18 protein-coding genes are annotated in these 21,879 nt (G+C 67.3%); 7 read left to right on the forward strand and 11 right to left on the reverse strand.

Going from position 1 to position 21,879, the window contains the following annotated elements; all coding sequences use genetic code 11:
* Positions 1-76 precede the first annotated feature (76 nt).
* The gene (locus tag U4Y91_RS32530; protein ID WP_124570417.1) at positions 77-337 is read left to right on the forward strand and encodes a hypothetical protein; all 261 of its coding nucleotides are present in this window, start codon (positions 77-79) and stop codon (positions 335-337) included.
* Positions 338-723: 386 nt separating this feature from the next.
* Here the strand turns inward: U4Y91_RS32530 and U4Y91_RS32535 are convergent, their stop codons facing one another.
* Complete coding sequence (locus U4Y91_RS32535; protein WP_321808505.1) at positions 724-1,008, reverse strand: hypothetical protein; 285 nt, start codon at positions 1,006-1,008, stop codon at positions 724-726.
* 118 nt (positions 1,009-1,126) lie between these two features.
* Between U4Y91_RS32535 and U4Y91_RS32540 the strand changes: the two genes are divergently transcribed.
* Complete coding sequence (locus tag U4Y91_RS32540; RefSeq protein WP_321808506.1) at positions 1,127-1,387, forward strand: hypothetical protein; 261 nt, start codon at positions 1,127-1,129, stop codon at positions 1,385-1,387.
* A gap of 149 nt (positions 1,388-1,536) precedes the next feature.
* On the opposite strand, the gene U4Y91_RS32545 is transcribed toward U4Y91_RS32540, so the two are convergent.
* Together U4Y91_RS32545 and U4Y91_RS32550 are read right to left on the reverse strand one after the other, a co-directional pair.
* The gene (locus U4Y91_RS32545) at positions 1,537-2,508 is read right to left on the reverse strand and encodes an NAD(P)/FAD-dependent oxidoreductase (protein ID WP_321808507.1); all 972 of its coding nucleotides are present in this window, start codon (positions 2,506-2,508) and stop codon (positions 1,537-1,539) included.
* An 11-nt stretch (positions 2,509-2,519) separates the two neighbouring features.
* Complete coding sequence (locus tag U4Y91_RS32550; protein ID WP_321808508.1) at positions 2,520-4,865, reverse strand: hypothetical protein; 2,346 nt, start codon at positions 4,863-4,865, stop codon at positions 2,520-2,522.
* Positions 4,866-5,146: 281 nt separating this feature from the next.
* Between U4Y91_RS32550 and U4Y91_RS32555 the strand changes: the two genes are divergently transcribed.
* The gene (locus U4Y91_RS32555) at positions 5,147-7,531 is read left to right on the forward strand and encodes a xanthine dehydrogenase family protein molybdopterin-binding subunit (RefSeq protein WP_321808509.1); all 2,385 of its coding nucleotides are present in this window, start codon (positions 5,147-5,149) and stop codon (positions 7,529-7,531) included.
* Positions 7,459-7,917 (forward strand): (2Fe-2S)-binding protein, encoded by a 459-nt coding sequence (locus U4Y91_RS32560; RefSeq protein ID WP_321808510.1) that lies wholly within the window; start codon positions 7,459-7,461, stop codon positions 7,915-7,917. The genes U4Y91_RS32555 and U4Y91_RS32560 overlap by 73 nt, the downstream gene beginning before the upstream one ends.
* Before the next feature lie 17 nt (positions 7,918-7,934).
* Here U4Y91_RS32560 and U4Y91_RS32565 read toward each other — a convergent pair whose 3' ends face one another.
* Positions 7,935-10,049: a serine/threonine protein kinase gene (locus U4Y91_RS32565; protein ID WP_321808511.1), complete on the reverse strand. Its 2,115-nt coding sequence runs from the start codon at positions 10,047-10,049 to the stop codon at positions 7,935-7,937.
* Between the two features lie 441 nt (positions 10,050-10,490).
* On the opposite strand from U4Y91_RS32565, the gene U4Y91_RS32570 reads away from it, so the two are divergent.
* A complete protein-coding gene (locus tag U4Y91_RS32570) occupies positions 10,491-10,709 on the forward strand; it encodes a hypothetical protein (RefSeq protein ID WP_124645719.1) in 219 nt (72 codons plus the stop codon).
* Between the two features lie 30 nt (positions 10,710-10,739).
* Here U4Y91_RS32570 and U4Y91_RS32575 read toward each other — a convergent pair whose 3' ends face one another.
* Both U4Y91_RS32575 and U4Y91_RS32580 read right to left on the reverse strand, forming a co-directional pair.
* Positions 10,740-10,982, reverse strand: coding sequence for a hypothetical protein (locus U4Y91_RS32575; protein WP_257772335.1), 243 nt, complete (start codon positions 10,980-10,982; stop codon positions 10,740-10,742).
* Positions 10,983-11,024: 42 nt separating this feature from the next.
* On the reverse strand, positions 11,025-11,546 hold the full coding sequence (locus tag U4Y91_RS32580; protein ID WP_321808512.1) for a lecithin retinol acyltransferase family protein: 522 nt from the start codon (positions 11,544-11,546) through the stop codon (positions 11,025-11,027).
* A 482-nt stretch (positions 11,547-12,028) separates the two neighbouring features.
* Between U4Y91_RS32580 and U4Y91_RS32585 the strand changes: the two genes are divergently transcribed.
* Together U4Y91_RS32585 and U4Y91_RS32590 are read left to right on the forward strand one after the other, a co-directional pair.
* Positions 12,029-12,313: a hypothetical protein gene (locus tag U4Y91_RS32585; RefSeq protein WP_321808513.1), complete on the forward strand. Its 285-nt coding sequence runs from the start codon at positions 12,029-12,031 to the stop codon at positions 12,311-12,313.
* An 84-nt stretch (positions 12,314-12,397) separates the two neighbouring features.
* Positions 12,398-13,168: a PP2C family protein-serine/threonine phosphatase gene (locus U4Y91_RS32590; RefSeq protein WP_321808514.1), complete on the forward strand. Its 771-nt coding sequence runs from the start codon at positions 12,398-12,400 to the stop codon at positions 13,166-13,168.
* A gap of 15 nt (positions 13,169-13,183) precedes the next feature.
* On the opposite strand, the gene U4Y91_RS32595 is transcribed toward U4Y91_RS32590, so the two are convergent.
* The 5 genes from U4Y91_RS32595 to U4Y91_RS32615 all read right to left on the reverse strand — a co-directional run bounded on the left by U4Y91_RS32595 (position 13,184) and on the right by U4Y91_RS32615 (position 21,708).
* On the reverse strand, positions 13,184-14,512 hold the full coding sequence (locus U4Y91_RS32595; RefSeq protein WP_321808515.1) for a sigma-54 dependent transcriptional regulator: 1,329 nt from the start codon (positions 14,510-14,512) through the stop codon (positions 13,184-13,186).
* Complete coding sequence (locus tag U4Y91_RS32600) at positions 14,509-17,580, reverse strand: peptidase domain-containing ABC transporter (RefSeq protein WP_321808516.1); 3,072 nt, start codon at positions 17,578-17,580, stop codon at positions 14,509-14,511. The genes U4Y91_RS32595 and U4Y91_RS32600 overlap by 4 nt, the downstream gene beginning before the upstream one ends.
* An 18-nt stretch (positions 17,581-17,598) precedes the next feature.
* Entirely contained in the window at positions 17,599-18,351 is a 753-nt protein-coding gene (locus tag U4Y91_RS32605) for a peptidylprolyl isomerase (protein ID WP_321808517.1), read from the reverse strand.
* 101 nt (positions 18,352-18,452) lie between these two features.
* Complete coding sequence (locus tag U4Y91_RS32610; RefSeq protein ID WP_321808518.1) at positions 18,453-19,862, reverse strand: HlyD family efflux transporter periplasmic adaptor subunit; 1,410 nt, start codon at positions 19,860-19,862, stop codon at positions 18,453-18,455.
* Entirely contained in the window at positions 19,849-21,708 is a 1,860-nt protein-coding gene (locus U4Y91_RS32615; RefSeq protein WP_321808519.1) for an FHA domain-containing protein, read from the reverse strand. The genes U4Y91_RS32610 and U4Y91_RS32615 overlap by 14 nt, the downstream gene beginning before the upstream one ends.
* Positions 21,709-21,879: the final 171 nt, after the last annotated feature.

A 21,879-nucleotide genomic window follows, 5' to 3' on the forward strand; every position in this document is an offset into this window, starting at 1 on the left:
CGCCCCATGCGTTTGTAGCTGCGAGCGCAACGAAACGTGCTCTCTTCCAAACCGCAGCAAACTTAGGAGATTTATCATGTCCGCACTGATGATCAACGACCTGTCCCGCGCCCACGAACTCAGCCGCAAGGAAATGGCTTCCGTCCGCGGCGGTAGCGTGTTCCAGAACTACGGAATCAACAACATCGCAACCGGCGGCGGCTTCTCGTTCGCGAGCCCCAATACCATCACGGCCCCGGTCACCCAGGTCGATGCATCGACCCACCTGGATCTCACCAGCGTGACCAACTCGATCAACAACCTCGGCGGCCTGGTCGTCGGAAAGCTGGGCCTCTAAGCTGCGCCGGATGTCCGCTCAGCGGCAACCGTGTCCGACAGCGTCGTACCGAAGCGCTCCAGCCCGCCGCGGGGTTGTCCTCGCGGCGTTCAAAGCCCGCCAGGCCGTATTCCCTGGCGGGCTTCCCTGCATGATAAAAACGAAGCAGGCATGAACGGGCAGATGGGCCGACGCCCCGTCAGCAGCACCGCTCGCCCCCATCAGCGGCCGGGCTGATCCCGCCGCGCCTTCCACCTCCCTCCCCTGCACGCGGATCCGCTTCACCTCGTCGAGGCGGATGGCGCCGCGGCGCCCGTCATGGTGCCGCGTGGTCGCATCGATGCGTCGTTGGCCTTCGGCGCGGCATCCCCGATGCGTTGCGCCATTCCGGATGGTACGCGTTAAATTCAGTGATCCGAAGTACTTCGTGACGATCGTTGCGTCAATGCTGGTTGCTGCCGACCGTCGGCGCACCATCGCGTCGATGGCTTTCCTGCGCAGGCGCTCACACGCTGCGGCTGCGCATCGATGCCTTCGACGCGAATCGACAGCGCCACGTCCCGTTCCTGTTGGCCGGGATAGAACAGCAGCCGCGGAAACCGTCTGGAAGAACCCGACACCGCCGTGCTTCGATCTTGCCCGGCGAAACCGGTGAAATCGCGTCGAGCGAATTGAATTTCTTTTGTTTTCATGAGGTTGGATATGTTTCCCGCGCCCATGAGCAGAGGCTGGCACGCCCCGTGCATTTGTAGCTGCGAGCGCAACGAAACGTGCTCTTTCCAAACCGCAGCACACTCAAGGAGATTGACCATGTCCGCACTGATGATCAACGATCTGTCCCACGCCCACGAACTCAGCCGCAAGGAAATGGCTTCCGTCAGCGGGGGTAGCGTGTTCCAGAACGCAGGTATCAACAACATCGCGACCGGCGGCGGATTCTCATTCGCCAGCGCCAATACCATCACGGCGCCGGTGACGCAGGTCGATGCATCGACCCACCAGGATCTCACCAGCGTGACCAACTCGATCAGCAATCTCGGCGGCCAGGTCATCGCGAAGCTGGGCCTGTAAGTTTCGCGATGCTTGCTTGCAGTGGCAGCAGTGTTTCGATCGAGTCGTACCGAAGTTCCTCAGCCCGCCGCGGGTTCGTCCCGCGGCGTTTCAAGCCCGCCAGTTCCCGCTGGCGGGCTTCTTTGCATGGTCGAAAGCGCAACCGGCCTTCATGCCGCATCCACTGCCGCGCAGCGGACTGCCTCGCGCCATCCGAGATCGAGCCCCGCACGCGTGTAACTCCGTGCCAACACGGCTCTGCTGCGCTCGTAGCTGTGTGTCACCCAGTCGCAGTACAGCGCGGCCAGCACGCTTGCCCGACCGGGATGACGCGAAACGTCGACGGCCATTGCACCCGCGCGTAGGCCGGAAGCGATGGCAAAACGCAAACCGTCTCCTGTCGCGGGGTCGAGATAACCCGCCGCATCGCCGCACACGATATAGCCCGGGCCCGCGGTCTGGCGCACGCACTGCCAGCGCCTGCCCTCGCGCCACACAGGTCCGACAGGTGTCGTGTCCGCCGGCCACGCGATCTCGCCATCGCGCAGCGTCGATAGCGACGTCCAGATCCGGAACGTGGACGTCGCCCTCATCCACAGCCAGCCGCCATGCGCGATGTTCCAGTATGTGCCGGGGTGCGTGCCAGGCCCGCGCGCGTAGCCGCGGCGAAGCCAGAACAGCGAAGAGTCGGTCGCCACATCGAGCCGCATCGCGCGACGCAGCCACCCGTTGACGCCGGTTGCATCGATCACGGTGCTTGCGCCGATATCGCCGTCGCCGTGCGTGATGCCCATGACCGTGCCGTGTTCGACACGCGCGAGAAGTCCGCCGGCGGGCGCACGCGCATAGCGAACGCCGGCAGCCAGCGCTTCGGCACGCAGGCCGTCGTCGAGACGGCTGCGGATGACCGCGCGTCCCCGCTGCGCATCGGCCACATCATCGAGCCATGTATGCGGCTGCCGGGCGAGGCTCGGCGCCAGCCGATCGAGCAGCGCGAGCGCGTCGCCGGACATGCATTCCGGCGCCGCCCGCGAACGCCCGCGGCCCAGCATCCACACGGTGCCGCCCGCTCTCGCCGCAGCGATCGCGGCAGCGCATCCGGCAGGCCCGTCGCCGACCACGAGCACGTCGATCGCATTCATCGCGGTTCCCTTCAGTAAAGCCCGAGCGCGTCCGGCCCCGGTGCGCAGCGCAGCACGTGCCCGATCACCCGGGCCTCGGTCGCATCGCAACGGATCGCCTCACCGTAGCGCACGCGCAGCCGTCCCGGCATGGGCTGCTCCGGCGTCGCATCGGCAGCAGGCAGAACGAAAAGAAAGCGATAGCGCCCGGCAACGCCCGGCGCGTCCGCAGCGTCGGCTTCGCGAAGTGCCCGTGCGGATACCAGCCACAGCTTCGTATGCGACGGCGTTTGCCCGTGGTCGCATGCGGCGACGGCATGGCGCAATGCACCGATCCGCCGGACCAGCTCGGCCGAATCGACATGCTCGAACGCGCCGTACAGCATCTCGCCGTGCAGCGCGTTGGCGACGTAGTCCGAGCGTTCGATGTCCGCGTAATCCACGCTGCCGTCGGGCGTCAGGTACGGGCCGTATTCGCCGTCCCATCCGCGCCGCGTGTTCGACTCGTCGCCGCGCGTGACCAGCGGATGACACGGATGCAGGCCGAGTTCATGGTCGAGCATGGGGATGGCGGTCGGCGCGTCGCTCCGGTTGAAGGTTCTGGACGCATCAGGGCTCACGGCGGGCCAGAAGCTGTTGGAGGCCGCGCACAGCTTGATATCTTCGGCGAACGGGCTGCCCAACCCGAAGGTGGCGAGGAAGATGCCCCGCCGGTTACCCGCATAGGTGACGTCCCAGCCGGGCGCAAACACGCCCGAAGACGCGTCCGACAGAAACGAGGTCATGCGCGGCATCTGCACTTCCCGGTCCCGCCGCCGCGCCGAGCGTGCCGCCCGGCTGAACGCGACGGCGATCGTCTCGTCACGCGGCGAAAACGCCTGCGTATGGCTGAACGGATCGATGTGATGGGGATTGGCCGGCAGGCGCTCGGCGCTGAGCGATATCGGCGAGCCGCTCCTGAACTGCGACTTCGGATCGATCCGCCGGTCCGTGAACCAGCGCTGCAGTTCCGCCTGGTCGGCGTACGGGTAGAAATCCGGCGCGGCAACGACCGAATAGGCCGGGTGTACCGCGTATCCCGCCAGCTCGGCGATACGGATCGTCACGACGCCTTCGCTGCAGTGATCCAGAAACAACTGCGCGCGATAGCCGCCTTTGCCGACTTCCCCGAGGAATGCCTGTCGGTCGACGGGATGGGCGCGCATATCCGTGCAGGAGCCGTCCTCGTGCGCCTTGTGCCGGATGTTGATGAACTCCGGTGCATTGCGGGGTTCGGGAAATCGAAGCCATGCGGGCGCGAAATGCGGAAAATAGTGCTGCCGCACGTCGTCGACGGCGGCCAGCACCAGCTTCCACAGATTCGTGATGATTCTCATCGTCGTGAAGCGCCGGTTGGCGAGCGGGGCCAGCCGCCATCGAGCCGGCACGCCGAAGCCGTGCACGCCGAAGTTGGCGGCGTTCACCGGCTCGATCAGCGGCCGCGCGGCCGGGATCAAGAGCACGGCCGCGCCCGAACGCTTCAGCGCGACGGCCGGTGTGCTCGCGCCGGCAGGCGGTGCCGTGCCGGCGTCCTGAGAGCAGATCGCATACGGTGCGCCGCCCAGATCGCCCGACGGCGACGGCCGCACGCCCCAGCGTGCCTCGACGGCCCGCTTCAGCTTCTCGCCGCGATGGCAGTGGCCATATTGCAACGTCAACCGGCGTCCGGGCAGGCATTCATCGGGAAACAGCTTGCGCACCGGTTCGATGAAGGTTCGCCGATCGTCGCCCGCTTGCCTGCCCTCGATCAGCGCGAGCGTGCCGGGGCCGGTGACCCGGCGCACGAGAAACGCGCCATAGCGCGCCGGCATCGCGCGGACATGCTCGATCCCGTCCGGCACGTGCGGCACGAAGCTGCGGGTCTGCTCGTCGTAGCTTGCGTCGACGTCGCCGTTGCGGGCAATGCCGAGTCGCGAGAACACGAGGTCCGCATGCTGCTGATGTCCGGTACGGCGCGCGGGCCGGTACTGGTAAGCCAGCACCGCGATGTCCAGCGTCTGCCAGTCGGGCGGCAACGGCGCCAGCGAATCGATGTAGTTCTCCAGCAAGTCGATTGCCTCGAGGCGCACGCCGGCATCCGGCGCCGGGCACGTGGACAGTGCAAGCATGTGATAGACCAGACTGCGTGCCGGGTCGCCGGGCTCGATCGCCCGCGTGGTGTCCGGGCAGAGATCGTGAATGCGCGGATCGTCCCAATCGATCGGCAGCGGCCGGCTCAGTCGCTTCGCCGTCTCCTCGGGCGTGCCCGAATCGGACAGGTCGAGACCGTGACGTTCGAACGCTGCTCGCCACGGAGCCGGCAACCCGAGCAGCAACGCGTGAACCTCATCGACGAGCATCGACGGCCTCCGGCGGTGGTGCGTTCGAAGCGGCCGGCTCGATGCGCTTCGCGTCCCGGAACCCCACGCATGTCGATCCGGTCGCGGCAGGCCGCGTCTTCAGCGCTTGTTTCAAACGAACCTCACATTCAGGTTCTCGGTTGCCGAGATCAGTGACTAATATAGGTGATTGCAGCTGCAATGAAATGTCGGATTGTGTTCGAAACATTGAATTCCGGAGGCGCGTGGCGTGATTCGCCGGCGGCGCCGTGACTCAATCAACACATGTCGGCGGCCACCTCATGTTGACGCGCAGAACCTTCGTGTTGGGCAGTGCGGGCGTGGCGGGCACGCTGGTGATCGGCTGGGCGTGGTGGCGCCGCGACGACCGGCAGGCCATACCCGCGCAGTTGGCGATGTCGCGCGTCGATATGCCGCTGAACGGCTGGGTGATGATCAGTTCCGCTAACGACGTGACGATCGTCATGAGCAAATCCGAAATGGGCCAGGGGATACATACCGGCGCGGCCATGTTGCTGGCCGAAGAGCTGGATGCGGACTGGTCGCGGGTGCGCATCGTCATGTCCCCGCTCGACACGATCTACAAGGACCGCGAATCACTGGCCGACGGCCTGCCGTTTCGTCCCGATGACGACAGCCTGCTCGCGCGCGGCGCGGCGGCCTTGGTGCGCCACGGAGCACGCTATCTGGGTTCGATGGTAACGGGCGGATCGACGAGCATGATCGATCTGTGGGGCCCCATGCGCGAAGCGGGCGCCACGGCCCGCATCATGTTGCGCAGCGCCGCGGCGCAGCTTTGGCAGGTGCCCGTTGCCGAATGCGAGACGAAAGCCGGCGTGGTGCTGCATCGGTCGGGGCGCTCGGCGACGTACGGCGAACTTGTCGAGCGCGCGCGGGACGTGCCGCGCCCGGCACATGTCGATCTGAAGGACCCGAAGACCTTCATGCTGGTCGGGAAACGGCTGGGCCGCATCGAGGCGCACGCGAAGCTCGACGGCAGCGCGCGCTATGGCATCGATGTGCTTCCGGACAAGCTCCTGTATGCGAGCGTCACGATGTGCCCGACACTCGGCGGAACGGCGCTGGCGGTCGACCGGTCCAGGGTCGCCGGCCTGAAGGGCGTGACCGGCGTCTTCACGATCGCGCCATACCACGGCGGAACGGGAGGCGTGGCCGTCATTGCCGACAATCCCTTCATCGCCATGCGAACGTTGTGCCGGTTGCCGGTCACATGGGATCACGGGCCGGCTGCCGGCGTGAATACCGCGGACGTCCGCGCGGCGCTGACGCGCGCCCTCGACGGCGATGAGGGGCGCCACGTGTTCTACGCCGCCGGCGACGCCGATGCGGCGCTGGGCCACGCGAAGCCGTTCGTCGCGCAGTACGAAGTGCCCTACCTGGCTCACGGGCCGCTGGAACCGATGAACTGCACGGTACGGGTCGACGACGACGCGGCAACGATCTGGTGCGGCACGCAGGTTCCGATGGTGGCACGCCGGGCAGTCGCGGCGCTGCTGGGCCTGGACGAAGACAAGGTGGTCGTGAACCAGCAATTGATCGGCGGGGCATTCGGCAGGCGGCTCGAGGTCGACTTCATCACGCAGGCGGCCGCCATCGCGCTCCATGCGAAGGGACGGCCCGTCCAGACGATCTGGTCGCGCCCGCAGGACATGACGCACGACTTCTACCGCCCGGCCTGTGTGGCGAGATACAGCGGCGCCATCGATGCGAGCGGCAGGCTGGTTGCCTGGAAAGGCGTGTCGGCGAGCCAGTCGATCAGCGCGCAGGCGATGCCGCGCGCCTTCGGCATGCCGGGCCTCGCCGCGAAATGGCTGCCCGACGCGACCACGGCGGAAGGCGCATTCGACCTGCCCTATGAATGCGCGAACATTCTCGTCCAGCACAATACCGTGACGCTCCCGGTTCCCGTTGGCTACTGGCGCTCCGTCGGACACTCGCATCAGGCATTCTTCGTCGAGAGCTTCATCGACGAGATGGCGGTGCTGGCACGCAAAGACCCGATCCAGTTTCGCCTCGACATGCTGAAGCAGCCGGCGCACCAGCGCCACGTGGCCGTGTTGCGGGCGCTCGTCGCGCTATCCGGCTGGCGTTCGCCGCTGGCGTGGCGTGACAAGACCGGCGCGCGGCGCGCACGCGGCGTGGCGATGCACGAATCGTTCGGCAGCGTGGTCGCGCAAGTCGCCGAAGTCCGGCAGGACGGTGACGGCTTTCGCGTGACGCGCGTGGTCTGCGTGATCGACTGCGGGCTGGCCGTGAATCCGAACCTGGTCGAGCAGCAGATGGAGAGCGGGATTATCTTCGGATTGTCGGCCGCGCTGGAGCAGGCGATCACGATCGAGAACGGGCAAGTCGCGCAGCAGTATTTCGACAGCTATCCGCTGGTCAACATGGAGACTTGTCCCGAGATCGTCACGCAGGTCCTGGCCTGCGGGACCGAGCCGCACGGCGTCGGCGAAGCGGGCACGCCGCCGATCGCGGCGGCCGTGGCGAATGCGCTGTATGCGCTCACGGGTGTGCGTCATCGCACCCTGCCGCTCATCAAGCCGAGCCCGCCCGGGCAAGGAGACGACCGATGGTGTCAGTCCGTATCAACGGGGAAACCGCTGACCTCGATACCGAGCCCGACACGCCGCTGCTCTGGGTGATTCGGTGCGAACGGAAGCTGACCGGCACGAAGTTCGGCTGCGGTGTCGGCGTCTGCGGTGCCTGCACGGTGCTCCTGAACGATCAGGCCGTGCCCGCGTGCCAGCTGCCGGTCGGTACGCTGAACGGCGCGCGCATCACCACCATCGAAGGGCTGGACGGCGTCGAAGCGCGGGCGCTGAAGAACGCGTGGATTGCCGTCGACGTCGTGCAATGCGGCTATTGCCAGAGCGCCCAGCTGATTGCCGCCACGGCGCTGCTGATGCGCTGCCCTCGCCCCGACGACGACCAGATCGACGAAGCCATGAAGAACATCGCATGCCGGTGCGGCACGTTTCCCCGCATCCGCCGCGCCATTCACCAGGCGGCGGAAGCGCTGGGCCGCTGACCGGCGCATCCGCTCGATCAGTGGCCGTTGGCATGCGTCGTGATCTGGATGAAATCGGCAGCGATGCGCCCCTCGCCGTATTTGGCCTCGAACAGCTTCAATTGCCGCTCGACTGCCGCGAGATAGGCGGCGCGCGGTTCGGATGAAGGCCGTAACCCGTCGAACAGCGGCGCGGGCGTGACGAGGAGCGCGATCATCTCGGTCCCGAAAGGCTGGCCGATCACCCACTCGCCCATGCTGCCGATCGTCGCGGCGTAATTCGGCGGCGCCTGGTTGTCGCGTTCGCGGCTGCTTGGCACGAGATGCACGACGCTGCCGTTCAGCACGTAGTAATCGACGTTCACGTACGACTCGTAACCGGGTGTCGTGATGTCGATGACCAGCGGGCTGCCTTCCGCGAGATGCGCGTCCGGCGCTCGCGTACGGAGCGACGCGGCGTGTGACGACGCCTGATTCGATCGCCAGTACGGGGCCAGCGCGCTCACGACTTCGCAATCGCGCGCATCGACCGGACGCACGTCGAGCCTGGCCGTCTGCCCGCCCGCCAGGCCGCCGAGTGCGCTGCGCACGCGGCCGATGCCGACACCGGCTTCCGTATAACCGCGCACCTGCAGCACGCGATCCTGCACCGATGCAACCAGCGCCGAACACGGTACGCGCGCCAGCGCAGCCGTCACGGCCGCCAGCGAGATCGCCGGTGCGGGTGCCGGTACCGCTGCCGGCGGCGGCACGCTGGCAGCAGCGGGCACGGCGTTCGCGGCGGCAGCGGGCGCGCTGCCGGCACTGGCGCTCGCCGTCGCGCCATTCCCGCCGCCGGCGGTCGCGTGCGTGACCGTATCCGCGGCGGGGCGCCCATCACCGCTGCGCGAAAGCGCCTGGTAGCCGTACCAGAGCACGGCGACCGCCGCCGCCGTGCAAGCGCCCACGGCCACCCCCACGCGTACGCCCGATGCCCGAGCGGGTTGCTTGAGCACGCCCATGCCTTCCAGGAACAGGTTGACGCTGGGCGTGCGCGCCGCGCGGTCGAACGACAACGCGGCGCTCAAGGTTCGCCATTGCGTGCGATCGAGACCGGGATGACGCTCGGGCCGTAAGTGGTCGTGACGCGCCTGGGTGGCCGACAGCCGATTGAACGGATGGTGCCCGGTCAGCAATTCGTAGGTGACGCAGGCGAGCGCGTAGACGTCGTCGCGCGGATCCGGCTCGAGATGCTCGAACATCTCCGGGCTCGCATAGGCCGGCGTGATGCCGCCAAGGCTCGCCGGGTCGAACACGGTCACGTCGGGATCCTCGTCGCGCCGCTGGAATGCGCGTGCAATCCCGAAGTCGATCACCTTCACGTCACCGCGGTCAGTCAGGAACACGTTGGCGGGCTTGAAATCGCAGTGAACGAAGCCGCGCTCGTGCGCGTAGGCCAGCGCCTGGCCCATGCCGGCGATGATCGGCAACGCGGCATCGAGCGGCATGCCCTTGAAGTCCGGCGCGCGCAGCACCTTGCTGAGCGGCCGGCCCGACAGATACTCCATCGTGAGGTAGACGAGTGGACCATCCCGATCGAAGTCGTAGACGGTGACGATGTTGCGATGGGCGAGCGTCTGCGCTTTGCGGGCCTCACGCTGAAGCGCGATCAGCGACGTCGGCTGGCCGCGAAACTGCACATTGAGCACCTTGATCGCGATGTGCGGCTTGCGATCCGACGCTTCCAGCTTGCGGAGGTCGAGCGCCTTGTAGACGGTACCCATGCCACCGACGCCCAGGCACTCCTCCAGCACGAAGCGCCCGTTCAGCGTATCGCCGATGCCTTTCACGCGCTCGCCGTCAACGGACAGTGCGTCGCCCGACGGCGCGGGCACGATGCCCGGACGCGCGTCCGCCCGAAGCGGGCTCTCCTGGATCCGGGTTGCGTCGCCCGCGGATGCCGTTCTGTCACGACACCGCTCGAGGCGTTTCAGCACTTCCGCATAGATATCGTCGGACAACGGCCGCGTGGTTTGCGTCTGGTCGAGCACTTCGCGCAACCGCGCGCAATCGACCTGATCGGTCGCCAGCACACGGTCGATCTCCGAGAAGAACGCTTCCTGCGAGAGCGTCCCGCTCTGGAATGTCTGAATCAGCTGCGCAAAGCTCATCATTCGTATGCCGTCTACTCAGCTTCAGCTTGCCGACCCGCTTCGGCGTCTTCCGGCGCCGCCAGGGCGATGACCGTCCACGACGTGCCCGTGCAGCGCGACATGTCGGTGATGCACCGGACACCATCGAACCTGCGTGCCGCCACGTCATCGTCAGACGAATTCGGCTGCGCGCCGCACCGGCCGCAGGCCTTCTGACAGGACGTCTAACAAATCATACTAGTCTGCGGTCACGCCCTGTGCAATCGGTGCCGGAACTAGAATTCACGTCGATCAATCGCGAACCGGCTTCAGGTTTTCGCCGTCCACGCGCGCGCTGCCGGGTCTATTTTCCAGCGCGCGCGGTCGTGCGGCGAACCTATACTGGACAGATTCCCGGTACGTCGGCACATCGCACGATGCTGCATGGCTGCCCCTCTTCCATCCGATTTCGCGGAGTCAACCATGGGCGTGCTCGTCATCAACGATCTTCCCGAAAGCGTCGACCTCGACCGACAGGCGATGGCCGCCATCAGCGGTGGCGCGAGGGTCCGTGCGCATCAGACGATGCTCGCGCCGCAGCCTTTCCCCTATCTGCACACCGACGCCCGCGGGGCCGCGTTGAAGCATGCACCGGCGGCCGAAGCGGCGGCGTCCCCGGCGCGCCCGACACTGTTGCGCTGACGGAGGCACCACCCGGCCGCGCATGCACGGTCAGGCCGCCTGCGGCGTCATCGCGGGCCGCCGATCGGCCGGCGGGAACACGCACCACGAGCCGTCGTCGTGACGAAAGAAGAAGATCGCGATCGTGCCGGCCGGATGCACGGCCTCGACGCAGACGAAGCGCCGCCGTTGCGCGGGCAGGCGGCTGAAGCGCACGATGCGCGCCGGCACGCGCGCGCTCGGCGCGAGCCACTTGTCGACCTGCATGCGCAGCGAGGATTCGGTTCCGTTCATTTGAGCCCCCTGATGACGATGTCGAACGCGCCGGGACGTCGCTCATGCAGCGGCGATGGCGGCCGCGGCGGCTCGTCCGCCCGCGCGCCGCGCCGCGAGCAGCGCGCGGCAGACGGACAGCGCGAACCGGACGGCCGTCCGCGGATGCATGACGCAGGTGCGAACCTGCTCGCTGTGGCCCATCCCTTCCAGGCACCACGTGCAGAAGTGCTCGCAGTTGTTCGTCAGCAGGCGATAGCGGTTTTCGCCCAGACGGGAACGCGCGCGCAGCACCGCGGTGCGTCCCGCATAGGTGGCGTACGGATGCGGCACGACGCGGACCGCGTGACCGGCGGCGAAGCGTTCGAGCGTGACTTCCTCGATCGGGCCGCGATGCAGCGACGTGCACAGCCCCGCGTAGTGGACGACGCGCCCGTTGCCGACGTAGATACCGTGATGGCTGTAGGCGCCGCGATCGGAAACCAGGTGCGCGCCGAGCGGCAGTGCGTCGACGCCGCCGGGCAGCGAAGCCGCCTGCGCGCTTGCGTCTGCAGCGCTGTTCACTGGTTGAAGGTCGCGTTCCATGACGGGCTCCGTCTGCAGGTTGGCGGCCGCCCGTGTTGCCCATGGGTCAGCCGGTTGCCAACTAACCTGCATCAAGCGTGCCACTATCCGCGGCGCCCGCCGTGCAAGGCCTGGCGGGAAGCGCCCGGCGAACCGGGCACCGCGCTGTTGCCGCGCGGCCAACCGTTTAGCGGGGATTTTGTTGGTGCGACAGCACCAGTTGGCGCGCCCGACCGCCGTTGGCATGTGCCGGAGCACGTGTCGGTTTCGCGGCCACGTTCGTGGCCCCGACTGTTGGCTCGCGTACAACCATTGCAGGACGAGGCCGCGACGCACTAGGATGCAAGCAACGCGTGTCGATCGCGCCTTGCCTTGCCACGTGTGGCGCCCGGGCGGATCGACGCCCGCGCCCGGGCCACGCACGCGGGTCGTGTCACGCATGGCACGAGGTTTGCACGTATCGGGTACCCGGTTCGTCGGCAAGCCCCATTCGGAGATGCATCATGACCACGCTCGCAATTACCGACCTTCACATGCAGCGCGACATCGACCGCAAGACGATGTCGTTCATCCGCGGCGCAGGTGCGCCGTGGGTATTTGGCTGGATCCAGCCCTACGCGCCGCCGGCGCCTGCGTTCGGGCCCGTCGTCAACCTCTATCAGACGTACAACACGTTCTACGCGAACCAGGTTCTCAACCAGATTCAGAACATCGACGTCGCGAACTCGGCGCCTGGCGCGAACATCGTGGTCGGGGTCGGCGCGGACGGCAGGAACCGGCTCGTCTAGCGCCGGTTTCAAGCCAGCCGGCAACGCGCGTTCGCAAGCCCTGATCGGCATGAACCCGCCCTGAACGAAAAGGAATGGCGCGCCGTGAGCGCAGAACTGCAATGGACTTCGGCGTCACGCACCGACGTGGGCCGGGTTCGCGAGATCAACGAAGACGATTGCCTCGCGTTGCCGCACCGTGGCCTGTGGGCCGTTGCGGACGGCATGGGCGGACATTCGGCCGGCGACCTCGCGAGCCGGATGATCGTGCAGGCGCTGGAACGGCTGGCCACCCCGGCCACGCTGGCGGACTTCATCGCGGCGGCGCGTACCGCGCTCGATGCCGTCAACGCGCAATTGCGCGAATCGGCCGCCCGGCGCGGCGTGCGCATGATCGGCAGCACGGTGGCGGTGCTGCTGGCGAGCGGCCGCCAATGCGGCTGGCTGTGGGCCGGTGACAGCCGGATCTACCTGTACCGCGACGCGCGCCTGACGCAGCTCACGCTCGATCACAGCCACGTCGCGGAACTGCAGGCGCAGGGCCACCTGAGCGCACAGCAGGCGCGCCATCACCCGTCGCAGCACGTGATCACGCGCGCGGTCGGCGCCGCCGAGCAGCTGCATCTCGACGAACGACGCATCGACGTATGCGACGGCGACATGTTTTTGTTGTGCAGCGACGGCCTGAGCAACGAGCTCGACGAAGCCGACATCTCGGCCGCCCTCGCCTGCGGCGATTGCGCGCGCGCAACGGACGAGCTCGTCGCCCTCGCGTTGCGCGCGGGCGGCCGGGACAACGTCACCGCGGTCGTGATCCGCGCGTCCGATCCCGATGCGTCGGACCGGACGCTCGCCAATCCTTCCGTGCAACGCTGAATGATCGCGCGACGCCTACGCGTCCTTGTCCGGCGTCACGGGGTCCTGATGACGGAACGCTTTCGAACGGATGCCGTGCTTCTTGAGCAGCATCTGCAGGTGCGACCGGTTCATCTCGCAACGGCGCGCCAGTTCGGCCACGGTGCCGCCGGTCTCCTGCAACCCGCGTTCGAGAAACGCACGCTCCGCCTCGTCGCTTGCCGCACGCTTCGCGTCGCTGAGCGACATCGGCCTGCCTGACGCGCCGTCATCGGTCGCGCGAACGGCGGCCGACCCGGTTTTCGGGCGGATGTCCTCGGGCAGGTGCTCGATATCTGCGACCTCGCCGGCCAGGCACGACAGACGGTAGACGAGGTTGCGCAGTTCGCGGATGTTGCCCGGATACGCGTACGTCAGCAGGAAGTCGCGCAGCTTCGGCGTCGTCTTGAGGGGCCTGCGCTTCAGTGCCCCTGCCGCCTCGTCGCCGAAGTAGGCGAGCAAGAGCGGAATTTCGTCGCGACGCTCGCGCAGCGCGGGCAACGTCAGATGAATGACGCTCAGGCGGTAGAACAGGTCCTCGCGAAAGAGCCCCTGCTCGCTCAATTGCCGCAGATTCTTGTTGGTGGCGGCGACGATGCGCGTGTCGACGCTGATCGGCTCGTCCGAGCCGACCCGCTGGATCTCGTGCGATTCCAGCACGCGCAGCAGCTTGACCTGGCCCGACAGCGGCAATTCGCCGATTTCGTCGAGGAAGATCGTGCCGGTGTGCGCGCTCTCGAACTTGCCCTTGCGATCGTTCGACGCGCCGGTGAACGCGCCGCGCCGATGGCCGAACAGCTCGGATTCGAGCAGGTTGTCGGGAATCGCGCCGCAGTTCACCGAGATGTAGGGCCGGTCGGCGCGCGCCCCGTTCGCGTGGATGACTTTTGCCATCAGTTCCTTGCCGGTCCCGCTCTCGCCGTCGATCAGCACCGGCAGATCGGTCGGCGCGGCCTTCTCGGCAATTTCGAGCGCGGCGAGCAGCTTCGGGTTGTCGCCGAAAATGCCCTCGAAGATGAAGCTGCGCTCGATCAGCGCCTGCCGCCGTCGTTGCACCGCGGGCGCGGGCGCCTCCGGCGCATCGGCCGAATCGGCTGCCTCGGGCGCCTGCGGCGCGGCCACGGCGGCCTCGACGAAGCGCTCCTTGCGCGACATCTGCATGACTTCGTCGCGCAGCACGTTCGCCTGATTGAGCAGCTTCTCGATGTCGGCACGCTCGAGCTTGGGTGCCCAGCGCAGCATCGAGCGCAGGATCTCGATCTTCTCGAGCAGGCCGGCATACGAGACCGCGGAGTTGCCGAATCCGTGCGGGTCGAAGAGTTTCATGATGCGCCCAGCTGTTTCTGCACGAGCTGGTAATACATGCCCTGCAGGGCGACCAGCTCGTCGTGCGAGCCCTGTTCGACGATCGCGCCTTCGTACAGCACGAGGATCTTGTCGGCACGCATGATGGTGCTGAGCCGGTGCGCGATGATCACCGCCGTGCGGCCTTGCAGGATTTCGTGCATGTTCGCGAGGATGTTGCTCTCCGATTGCGTGTCGAGCGACGACGTCGCCTCGTCGAACACGAGCAGGCGCGGGTCGTGATACAGCGCGCGCGCGATGCAGAGCCGCTGGATCTGGCCGCCCGACAGGCCCACGCCACGCTCGCCCACCACTTGCTCGTAGCCGAGCGGCAATTTGCTGATGAATGCGTGCGCGTCGGCCATCCGGGCGACCTCCTCCATGCGGCGCCAGTCGGGGCTCGTGTCGCCGCAGGCGATGTTCTCCGCAATCGTGCCGGAAAACACCAGATTGGACTGCATCACATAGCCGATCTGCTGGCGGTAGTACGCCTTGTCGATCGCGCTCAGGTCGTATCCGTCGACCACGATCTTGCCGTCCGTGGGCGCATAGAATCCCACCAGCAGCTTCGCCAGCGTGGTTTTCCCCGAACCGCTGCGCCCGACGATGGCCACCATCTCGCCGCGCTTGATCGTGCAGTTGATGTTCTCGAGCACGTAAGGCGTTTCATTGCCGCCGTAGCGGAAATACACGCCCTCGAAGCCGATGTCGCCCTGCAGGTCGGGCAGCAGCACGCGCGAGGCCAGTCCGGACGGCTGCTGCTCGGGCTCGATGTCGAGGACGTCGCCGAGCCGTTCCATCGCCACCGCCGCGTCGTTCATCAGGCTCCACATGCCGACGAGTCCCATCAGCGGCGCCAGCACGCTGCCCATGAACGCATTGAAGGCGATCAATTGCCCGATGCTGAGTTCATGGGCGAGCACGAGGTTCGCACCGACCCACAGGATCACGATCGTCGTCGCCGCATTCAGCAACTGGCCGCCCAGCGCCACAACGATATGGAATGCCTGCGCGCGGTACTGGACGTCGAGCGCCTTCGCATACTTGCGCTCCCACTTCAGCCGCACCGACCGCTCGATGCCCATGCCCTTCACGGTCTCGACGCCGCCGAGCGTCTCCATCAGCAGCGACTTCGCATCGGTGGACGCGGCAAACACCTCGCGCGCATAGCCTTTCAGCTTCGGGGTCGCGAGCGCCGTGAGCGCCATGATCGGGATCACGAACGCAATCAGCACCAGCGTCATCTTCACGTTGTAGAGGAACATGATCGTGAAGTAGATGAAGATCATCAGCAGATTGAGCGCGGTGGTCACGGTGGACTCCGTCAGGAACGCCCGGATCGTCTGGTTTTCCTGGAAGCGCGCGAACACGTCCCCGCTCTTGCGGCGCGCGAAGAACGAATACGGCAGCGACATCGTGTGTTTATAGAACTGCGACATCATCGCGAAGTCGAGACTGCGCACCATGAAGTTGGAGAGATGCGCGCGGATCGTGGTCATCAATTGGGTGAACACGTGCGAAACGACGAGCCCGGCAATCAGCAGGTGCAGCAGCCTGACGTTCTGGTGCACGACGACCCCGTCGAGGATGTTCTGGATGATGAGCGGCGGTATGACGCCCAGCATCTGGATCACGAACGTCGCGAGGAACAGATGCGCGAGGATCTTCCGGTAAGGGCGCAGATAGCCGATGAAGCGCACCCATGGCGAGCGTGACTCGGCCGGCGCCGCGGCCGGCCCGCTCGCGGTAAACAGCAGGCAGGTGCCGCTCCAGCCGCGCTCGAACGCCTCGACGCTCAGCTTCCTGAAGCCGAGCGCCGGGTCGGCGATCCGCACCCACGACTTCGACACGCCGTACACGACGACGTAGTGGTAGCCCTCCCAGTGCACGATGAACGGCAGGTCGAACCCGAGCAGCGCCTCGTACGTGCACTGCACGCCGCGCGTCGCGAAGCCGACCGCCTCGCCGGTGCGCGCGAGACTGTCGAGCGTCGCGCCCTGGGTCGTCACGTTCGCCAGATCGCGCAACTTGCCGAGCGTCATCGCGACGCCGTAGTGACGGCAGATCATCGCGAGGCACGCCGCCCCGCAATCCATTTCCTCCGCCTGCTCCACCAGCACGAAGCGCTTGATCATGCGCTCGCCGAACGCGGCGTCGGCGCCGATGTCGATCTGCAGCGGATGGCGGCGCCGTTCGGCCAGCTTCTTCTGCCGCTGCAGCTCCTGGTCGACGAAGCGGATGCGCTCCTCGAGCACCTCGCGCAATTTCGGGTTGCGCTCGAGCATGAAGTGCACGGTCTTTTCCGGAATGACGAGCAGGCGCGTATCGGTGACGGCGGTGACGGTCGCCGCCTGCTCCTGCCGCAGCAGGCACGCGCGCTCGCCGAAGATCTCGCCTGCGCCGAGCGTCGCGAGCGGATAGTCGTTGCCGTCCTCGCGGCACGAGACGCTGACCTCGCCCTGGCGCACGACGTACAGCCGCAGGTCGCCGCCCGGGCCCTGCCGGACGATCTCCTTGCCGGCCGGCACGCGCTTCACGCCGACGCTCGACACGTATTCCTCGAGCTCGGCGCGCGTCAGCTTGCCGCGCAGGTCGAACAGCCGCGTCACGAAACCGCCGGCCGAGCTGATCGCGACATAGCTCGTCACGAACGACTGCGCGGCCGGGTTGTCGCGCAGGATCGGTTCGATCGCGCTGCGCGGGATGCACAGCACCTCGGTCCTGGTCGACGCGCGCACCGACACCTCGTGCCAGTACTCGCGCAGCATCGCCATTTCGCCGAACACTTCGCGTTCCTTGCGCACGCCGACGCTGGTTTCCTTGCCGCGCTCGTCGGCGATCAGGCGCACGGACCCGCAGCGCAGCACATACAGGCCCTCGGCGAGGTCGCCGCGATTGCAGACGGTGTCGCCGAACGCGTAGGTGCGCACCTGCGCATGGGCGGCCATGCGATCGAGTTCGTCGTGCGAGAAGAGCGACAGCGGCTCCACCGACGCGAGAAACGCCGCGAGCGACGGGGTGCTGGCCGGGGCGGGGGCTTGTGCGTCCATCGATGCGGTTCTCCGTGATCAGCGTGCCTCGATGATGTGTTCCTGCGCGCGCTCGGCGAGCCACTCCTCGCGCAGCAGGCGGCGCACCTCCGACGCGACGTCGGCGTCGAGCGCGGCCGGGTGTTTCGCGGTCACCGAGAAGATTTCGAAGAACGCGCCGTCGGGCGCCGCGAACGGCCCGAGCAGGTCGCCCACGCGCGCGTTGAACACCTTGGCCTCGATATCCGTCTTCAGCGAGCCGCGCAGCACCTTGCCGATCACGCCGCCGCGCTCGCTCGTGTCGGCGATCGAATGCTCGCGCGCCATGTCGCCGAAGCAGCCCGGGTCGTCCTCGAGGATCGCCATCATCTCGCGCGCCTTGCCTTCCGAATCGAGCACGATGTGGCTGACCTCGATGCTGTCGAACTTCGGCGAATTGAGCTTGAAGTACGCGTCGACGGCCGCATCGCTGCACACCGTGTCGAGCGTCTTTTCCTGGTACAGCGTATCGGTGATGAAGCGCTCGAACTCGTCGAGACTGACGCCGAACACGTCCAGGTAGCGGTTCATGTCCGCGGCGCGGTGCAGCCCGCGCACGCGGCGAAACTGGTCGGCACGCTCCTGGATTTCTTCCGGCGTGACCTGCATGCCCATCTTCCTCGCCGCGATCACCGTCAGCCGGTCGCGAACCTGCTGTTCGACGAGGCCCTCGAACTGCCCGCTGAGCTTCAGCACGCGGATGAAGTCGTCGGTGCCGATCACCTCGTCGTCGATACGCACTATTGCCGTCATTTCGTTCCCCTTCATCCCTGTCAGCGGCGGTTCGCCGCGATGCGCCGCCGGTGCCTCGCCTCACCGCTTGCCTGCGTTCCACTACGCCGTGGCGGCGCCCGTCAGCCCGCGATCTGCCTGAACGGGTCCAGCGCGAACCCGATCAGGCGGCGCTCGCGCACCACGATTTCCGCCGTGGCCGTCATGCCGTAGCGCAGCGGGTAGGTCGTGCCGGCAATCGTGTACGCGTTGCGCACGAGCGCCACCCGGCCCTCGTAGACGGGTTCCTTCGTCTGCGCCTGCGGCTTCGTCGCCGGCGAAATGTATTCGAGCGTGCCGTCGATCACGCCGTAGCGCTGATACGGAAACGCATTGAACTTGAGCTTCACGGGCAGGCCTTCGTGAAGGAACGCGCGGTCCTGCTCCGCGATCGCGACCTTCACCACCGGCCGCGCATCCGACGGCGCGATGCTGCCGAGCGGCGTGTTGGCGAGGATCTTGTCGCCGGGCTGCGTCGTGGTCACATCGGTGATCACGCCGGAGACGGGCGCCAGCACGAGCAGGAAATTGTCCTTGTCGATGTTCTCGAAGCGGATCCGCGCGGCGGCATCCGCGGCGAGGCGCGCCGTCTGCACCTGCAGACGCAGCTTCTCTTCGGTGTTCGCGATGTCGCGCACGGTCGCGTCGTACTGGATGCGCAGCCCGGCGAGCGTCTCGCCGCTGCCTTCGAGTTGCGCCTTCGCCTGCGCGAACTCGTGGCTCTGCTGCGCCTCGAGCTGCGTAAGCCGCGCCTGCGCGACGCGGTAGCTGTCCTGGGCCTGCAGGTAGGCGCTGCGTTTCTGTTCCACCTGGCTCTGCGACACGCCGCCGCCGCCCGGCAGCGCGAACAGGCGCGCGTACTTGTCCTGTTCGTCCTTCGCGAGATCGAGTGCGTGGCGGGCGTTGTCGATATTGCTGCGCGCTTCGTCGATCTGCGCGTGCTGCGACTGCGCGAGCTTGCTGGTGCCTTCGGCAATGCGGTTCTGGTGCAGGTGCTCCTCGACCTCGATCTGTTGCTTCAGCGCGTCGGCCTTGCGCTCCATCAGCTGCTTCTTGTCCGGAAACTGCTTCCATTCGCGCTCCGCGTCGTCGAGCTTGAGGCGTGCATCGAGCGCGTTGGTCGCCGCCTCGATCGCGCCGCGCGCGTTGATCCGGCCGATCACGTCGTTCTTTTCGACCGGCTGGCCTTCGGCGATGTAGATGTCCACCAGCTCGCCGTCGACGGGCGCGTAGATGCGGCGCACCTCGGACTCCGGCGCGAGCGCGCCCTGCGCCGTCACGATGACGTCGGCACGGCCGACGAACGACCACAGCAGCGCACACACGACGAGCCCGACCATCGCGATGATGGTCGCCTGCGTGAGCCGCCATGGCCGCGCCGTCAGGATCGCGATCCCTTCGATGCTGTGATCCTCCAGCGCCTCGCCCAGCGAGCGTGGCGGCTCCGGCGGCGGCGCCTGGCGTGCGCGCTTGAGGAGACTATCGAGCTTCACTGCGCCCTCCCGACGAAGCGAGCCGCTCCAGCGTCGCGACATGGGCGGCGAATTGCGGCGTCGCGAAGCGGAACTGCTTGAGGCGATCCAGTACGGCCGGCCCGTGGCCGGCCCGCGCGTCGCTCTCGAACTGCAGGTACTGCTGCAGGTCGGCCCGCACGGCGTCGAGGCCGCCGAGGCGCGGATAGCGCTGCTCGTCGTCGGCGAGCAGCGCCGGGAGACCGTCGAGCCGGTCGTCGTCGAGCGCCGACGCAATCGCGCGCTGCAGCCGCTCGAGCGCGGCCACGTAGACGGAGTTGTCGCTTTGCAGCCGGCGCAGCTGACTGAGCGCGTCGGCATACAGCACGCCGAACGCGGGAACGTATGACGAAATCCGGTCGAGCAGCCGCTGATGCGCACCCGGGTCGTCGTTCCAGCGGCCGGTCAGGGCCTTGATCGGCGCTTCGTCGCGATAGATGCGGATCGGCGCTTCCGCCCCGCCGCGACCGGCAACGAACGCCTGCAGCTCGCCGATCCACGCGACTTCGTCGACGAGCGGCCGCGCGTCGGTGTTGTGACGGGCCAGCGTGCGCATGTCCTGCACGACGGCACGGGCGCGGTCGAAGGCGCGCGCGTTCATGGCGGCGATCCAGTCCGGCACTTTCGACCGGACGAGCGCCTCGGTGCCCAGCGCGAGGAACGCCGGGTCGTCCGGATGGCTCGCGAGATGGCGGTCGGCGAGTTGCGCCGCCTGCGCGGCGTCGCCGCGCGCCAGCAGCGCGTGCATCTCGCGCAGCGGCGCGTCCTGGAAATACAGCGTCGCGACCAGCAGGACGACCGCCGCGAGCAGTGCGCCGCTCCACCCGCCGAGCCGGCGCAGGTTGACGTGCCCGCTGCCGCCGAACGCCTCGCTCAGCTCCGACAGGAAGACTTCGATCCTGCCGCGCCGGTGGCGCGCGTCATGCGCGGTTTCGGCGGCGCCGTGCGCGGCGTGCGGGTTGACCTCGTCGTCCGGCTGAACGGTCGGCACCGTGCAGAAGATGTCGAGAAACGAATGCGCGGTATCGACGAAGGTGGTCCGGTCGGGGTCCGCGGCGGCCGCATGCGCGGCGGCGCCGGGCGACGATGCGGCCGTCACGGTGGAGTCCGGCCCCGGCTCGCGCTGCACCCCGACGCGATAGACGAAATGATCGCCGCCGAACGCGAGCAGCGCGCCGTCGCCGAGCGGCACCGCATGCTCGTCGAGGCGCCGGCCGTCGACGAACGTGCCGTTCGTGCTGCCGAGGTCTTCCACGAAGACGTCGCCGTCCTGCACGTAGAGGTGCGCATGACGCCGCGACAGGTAGTTGACCTGATGCGGATACGCGTTCCGGTAGCAGGCGAACGTGTCGTCGGTCTTGCTCACGAGGAACGGGAAGGCGGTAATGATGACCGGTTGCAGGCCGAGATCGCCGCGCTCCGGCGCCAGCGTGACGACGGCCGGCTGCGCCGGCTGATGCGTCGCGCGCGGCACGAACGCGGCGCGGTACGCGAGCGCGCCGGCGAAGCGCAGTTCGTCGCCGTCGCGCAGCAGGTGCGGCTTGTCGCCGACCTCGACACCGTTGACGGCCGTACCGTTCTTGCTGCCGAGATCGGCGACATAGGCCGCGCTGCCTTCGAAGAAGATGCGCGCATGGCGGCGCGACAGGTCGGCCACCAGTTCGGGCCTGGCAGACGCGAACGGCGTGTTGGTCCGCCCGACGGCGAACAGCGCCTTGTCGACCCGGATCTCGCTCAGCTCCGGATGCGAAACCGGCTTGAGCACGATGTCGAACTGCCGGTCGAGCGCGGCGTGTTTCTCGGCAATCGAAGCGGCGTCTGGAACCATGATTCGGCCAACGATCGACATGCGCCCGCCAATGGACACGCGGCGCAGCAAACGCGACGCGCTTTCGAACCACCTGAGTGAAGCCGCACCGCCAACGCACGTGGCGGCACGATCGTGAAAAAAGTTTAGGCGACGGATGGCGGTAGTCAATCGGCTGGCGCCGATCGCGCG

It is taken from the genome of Burkholderia sp. BCC1993 (assembly GCF_905339865.1).
Lineage (GTDB): Bacteria > Pseudomonadota > Gammaproteobacteria > Burkholderiales > Burkholderiaceae > Burkholderia.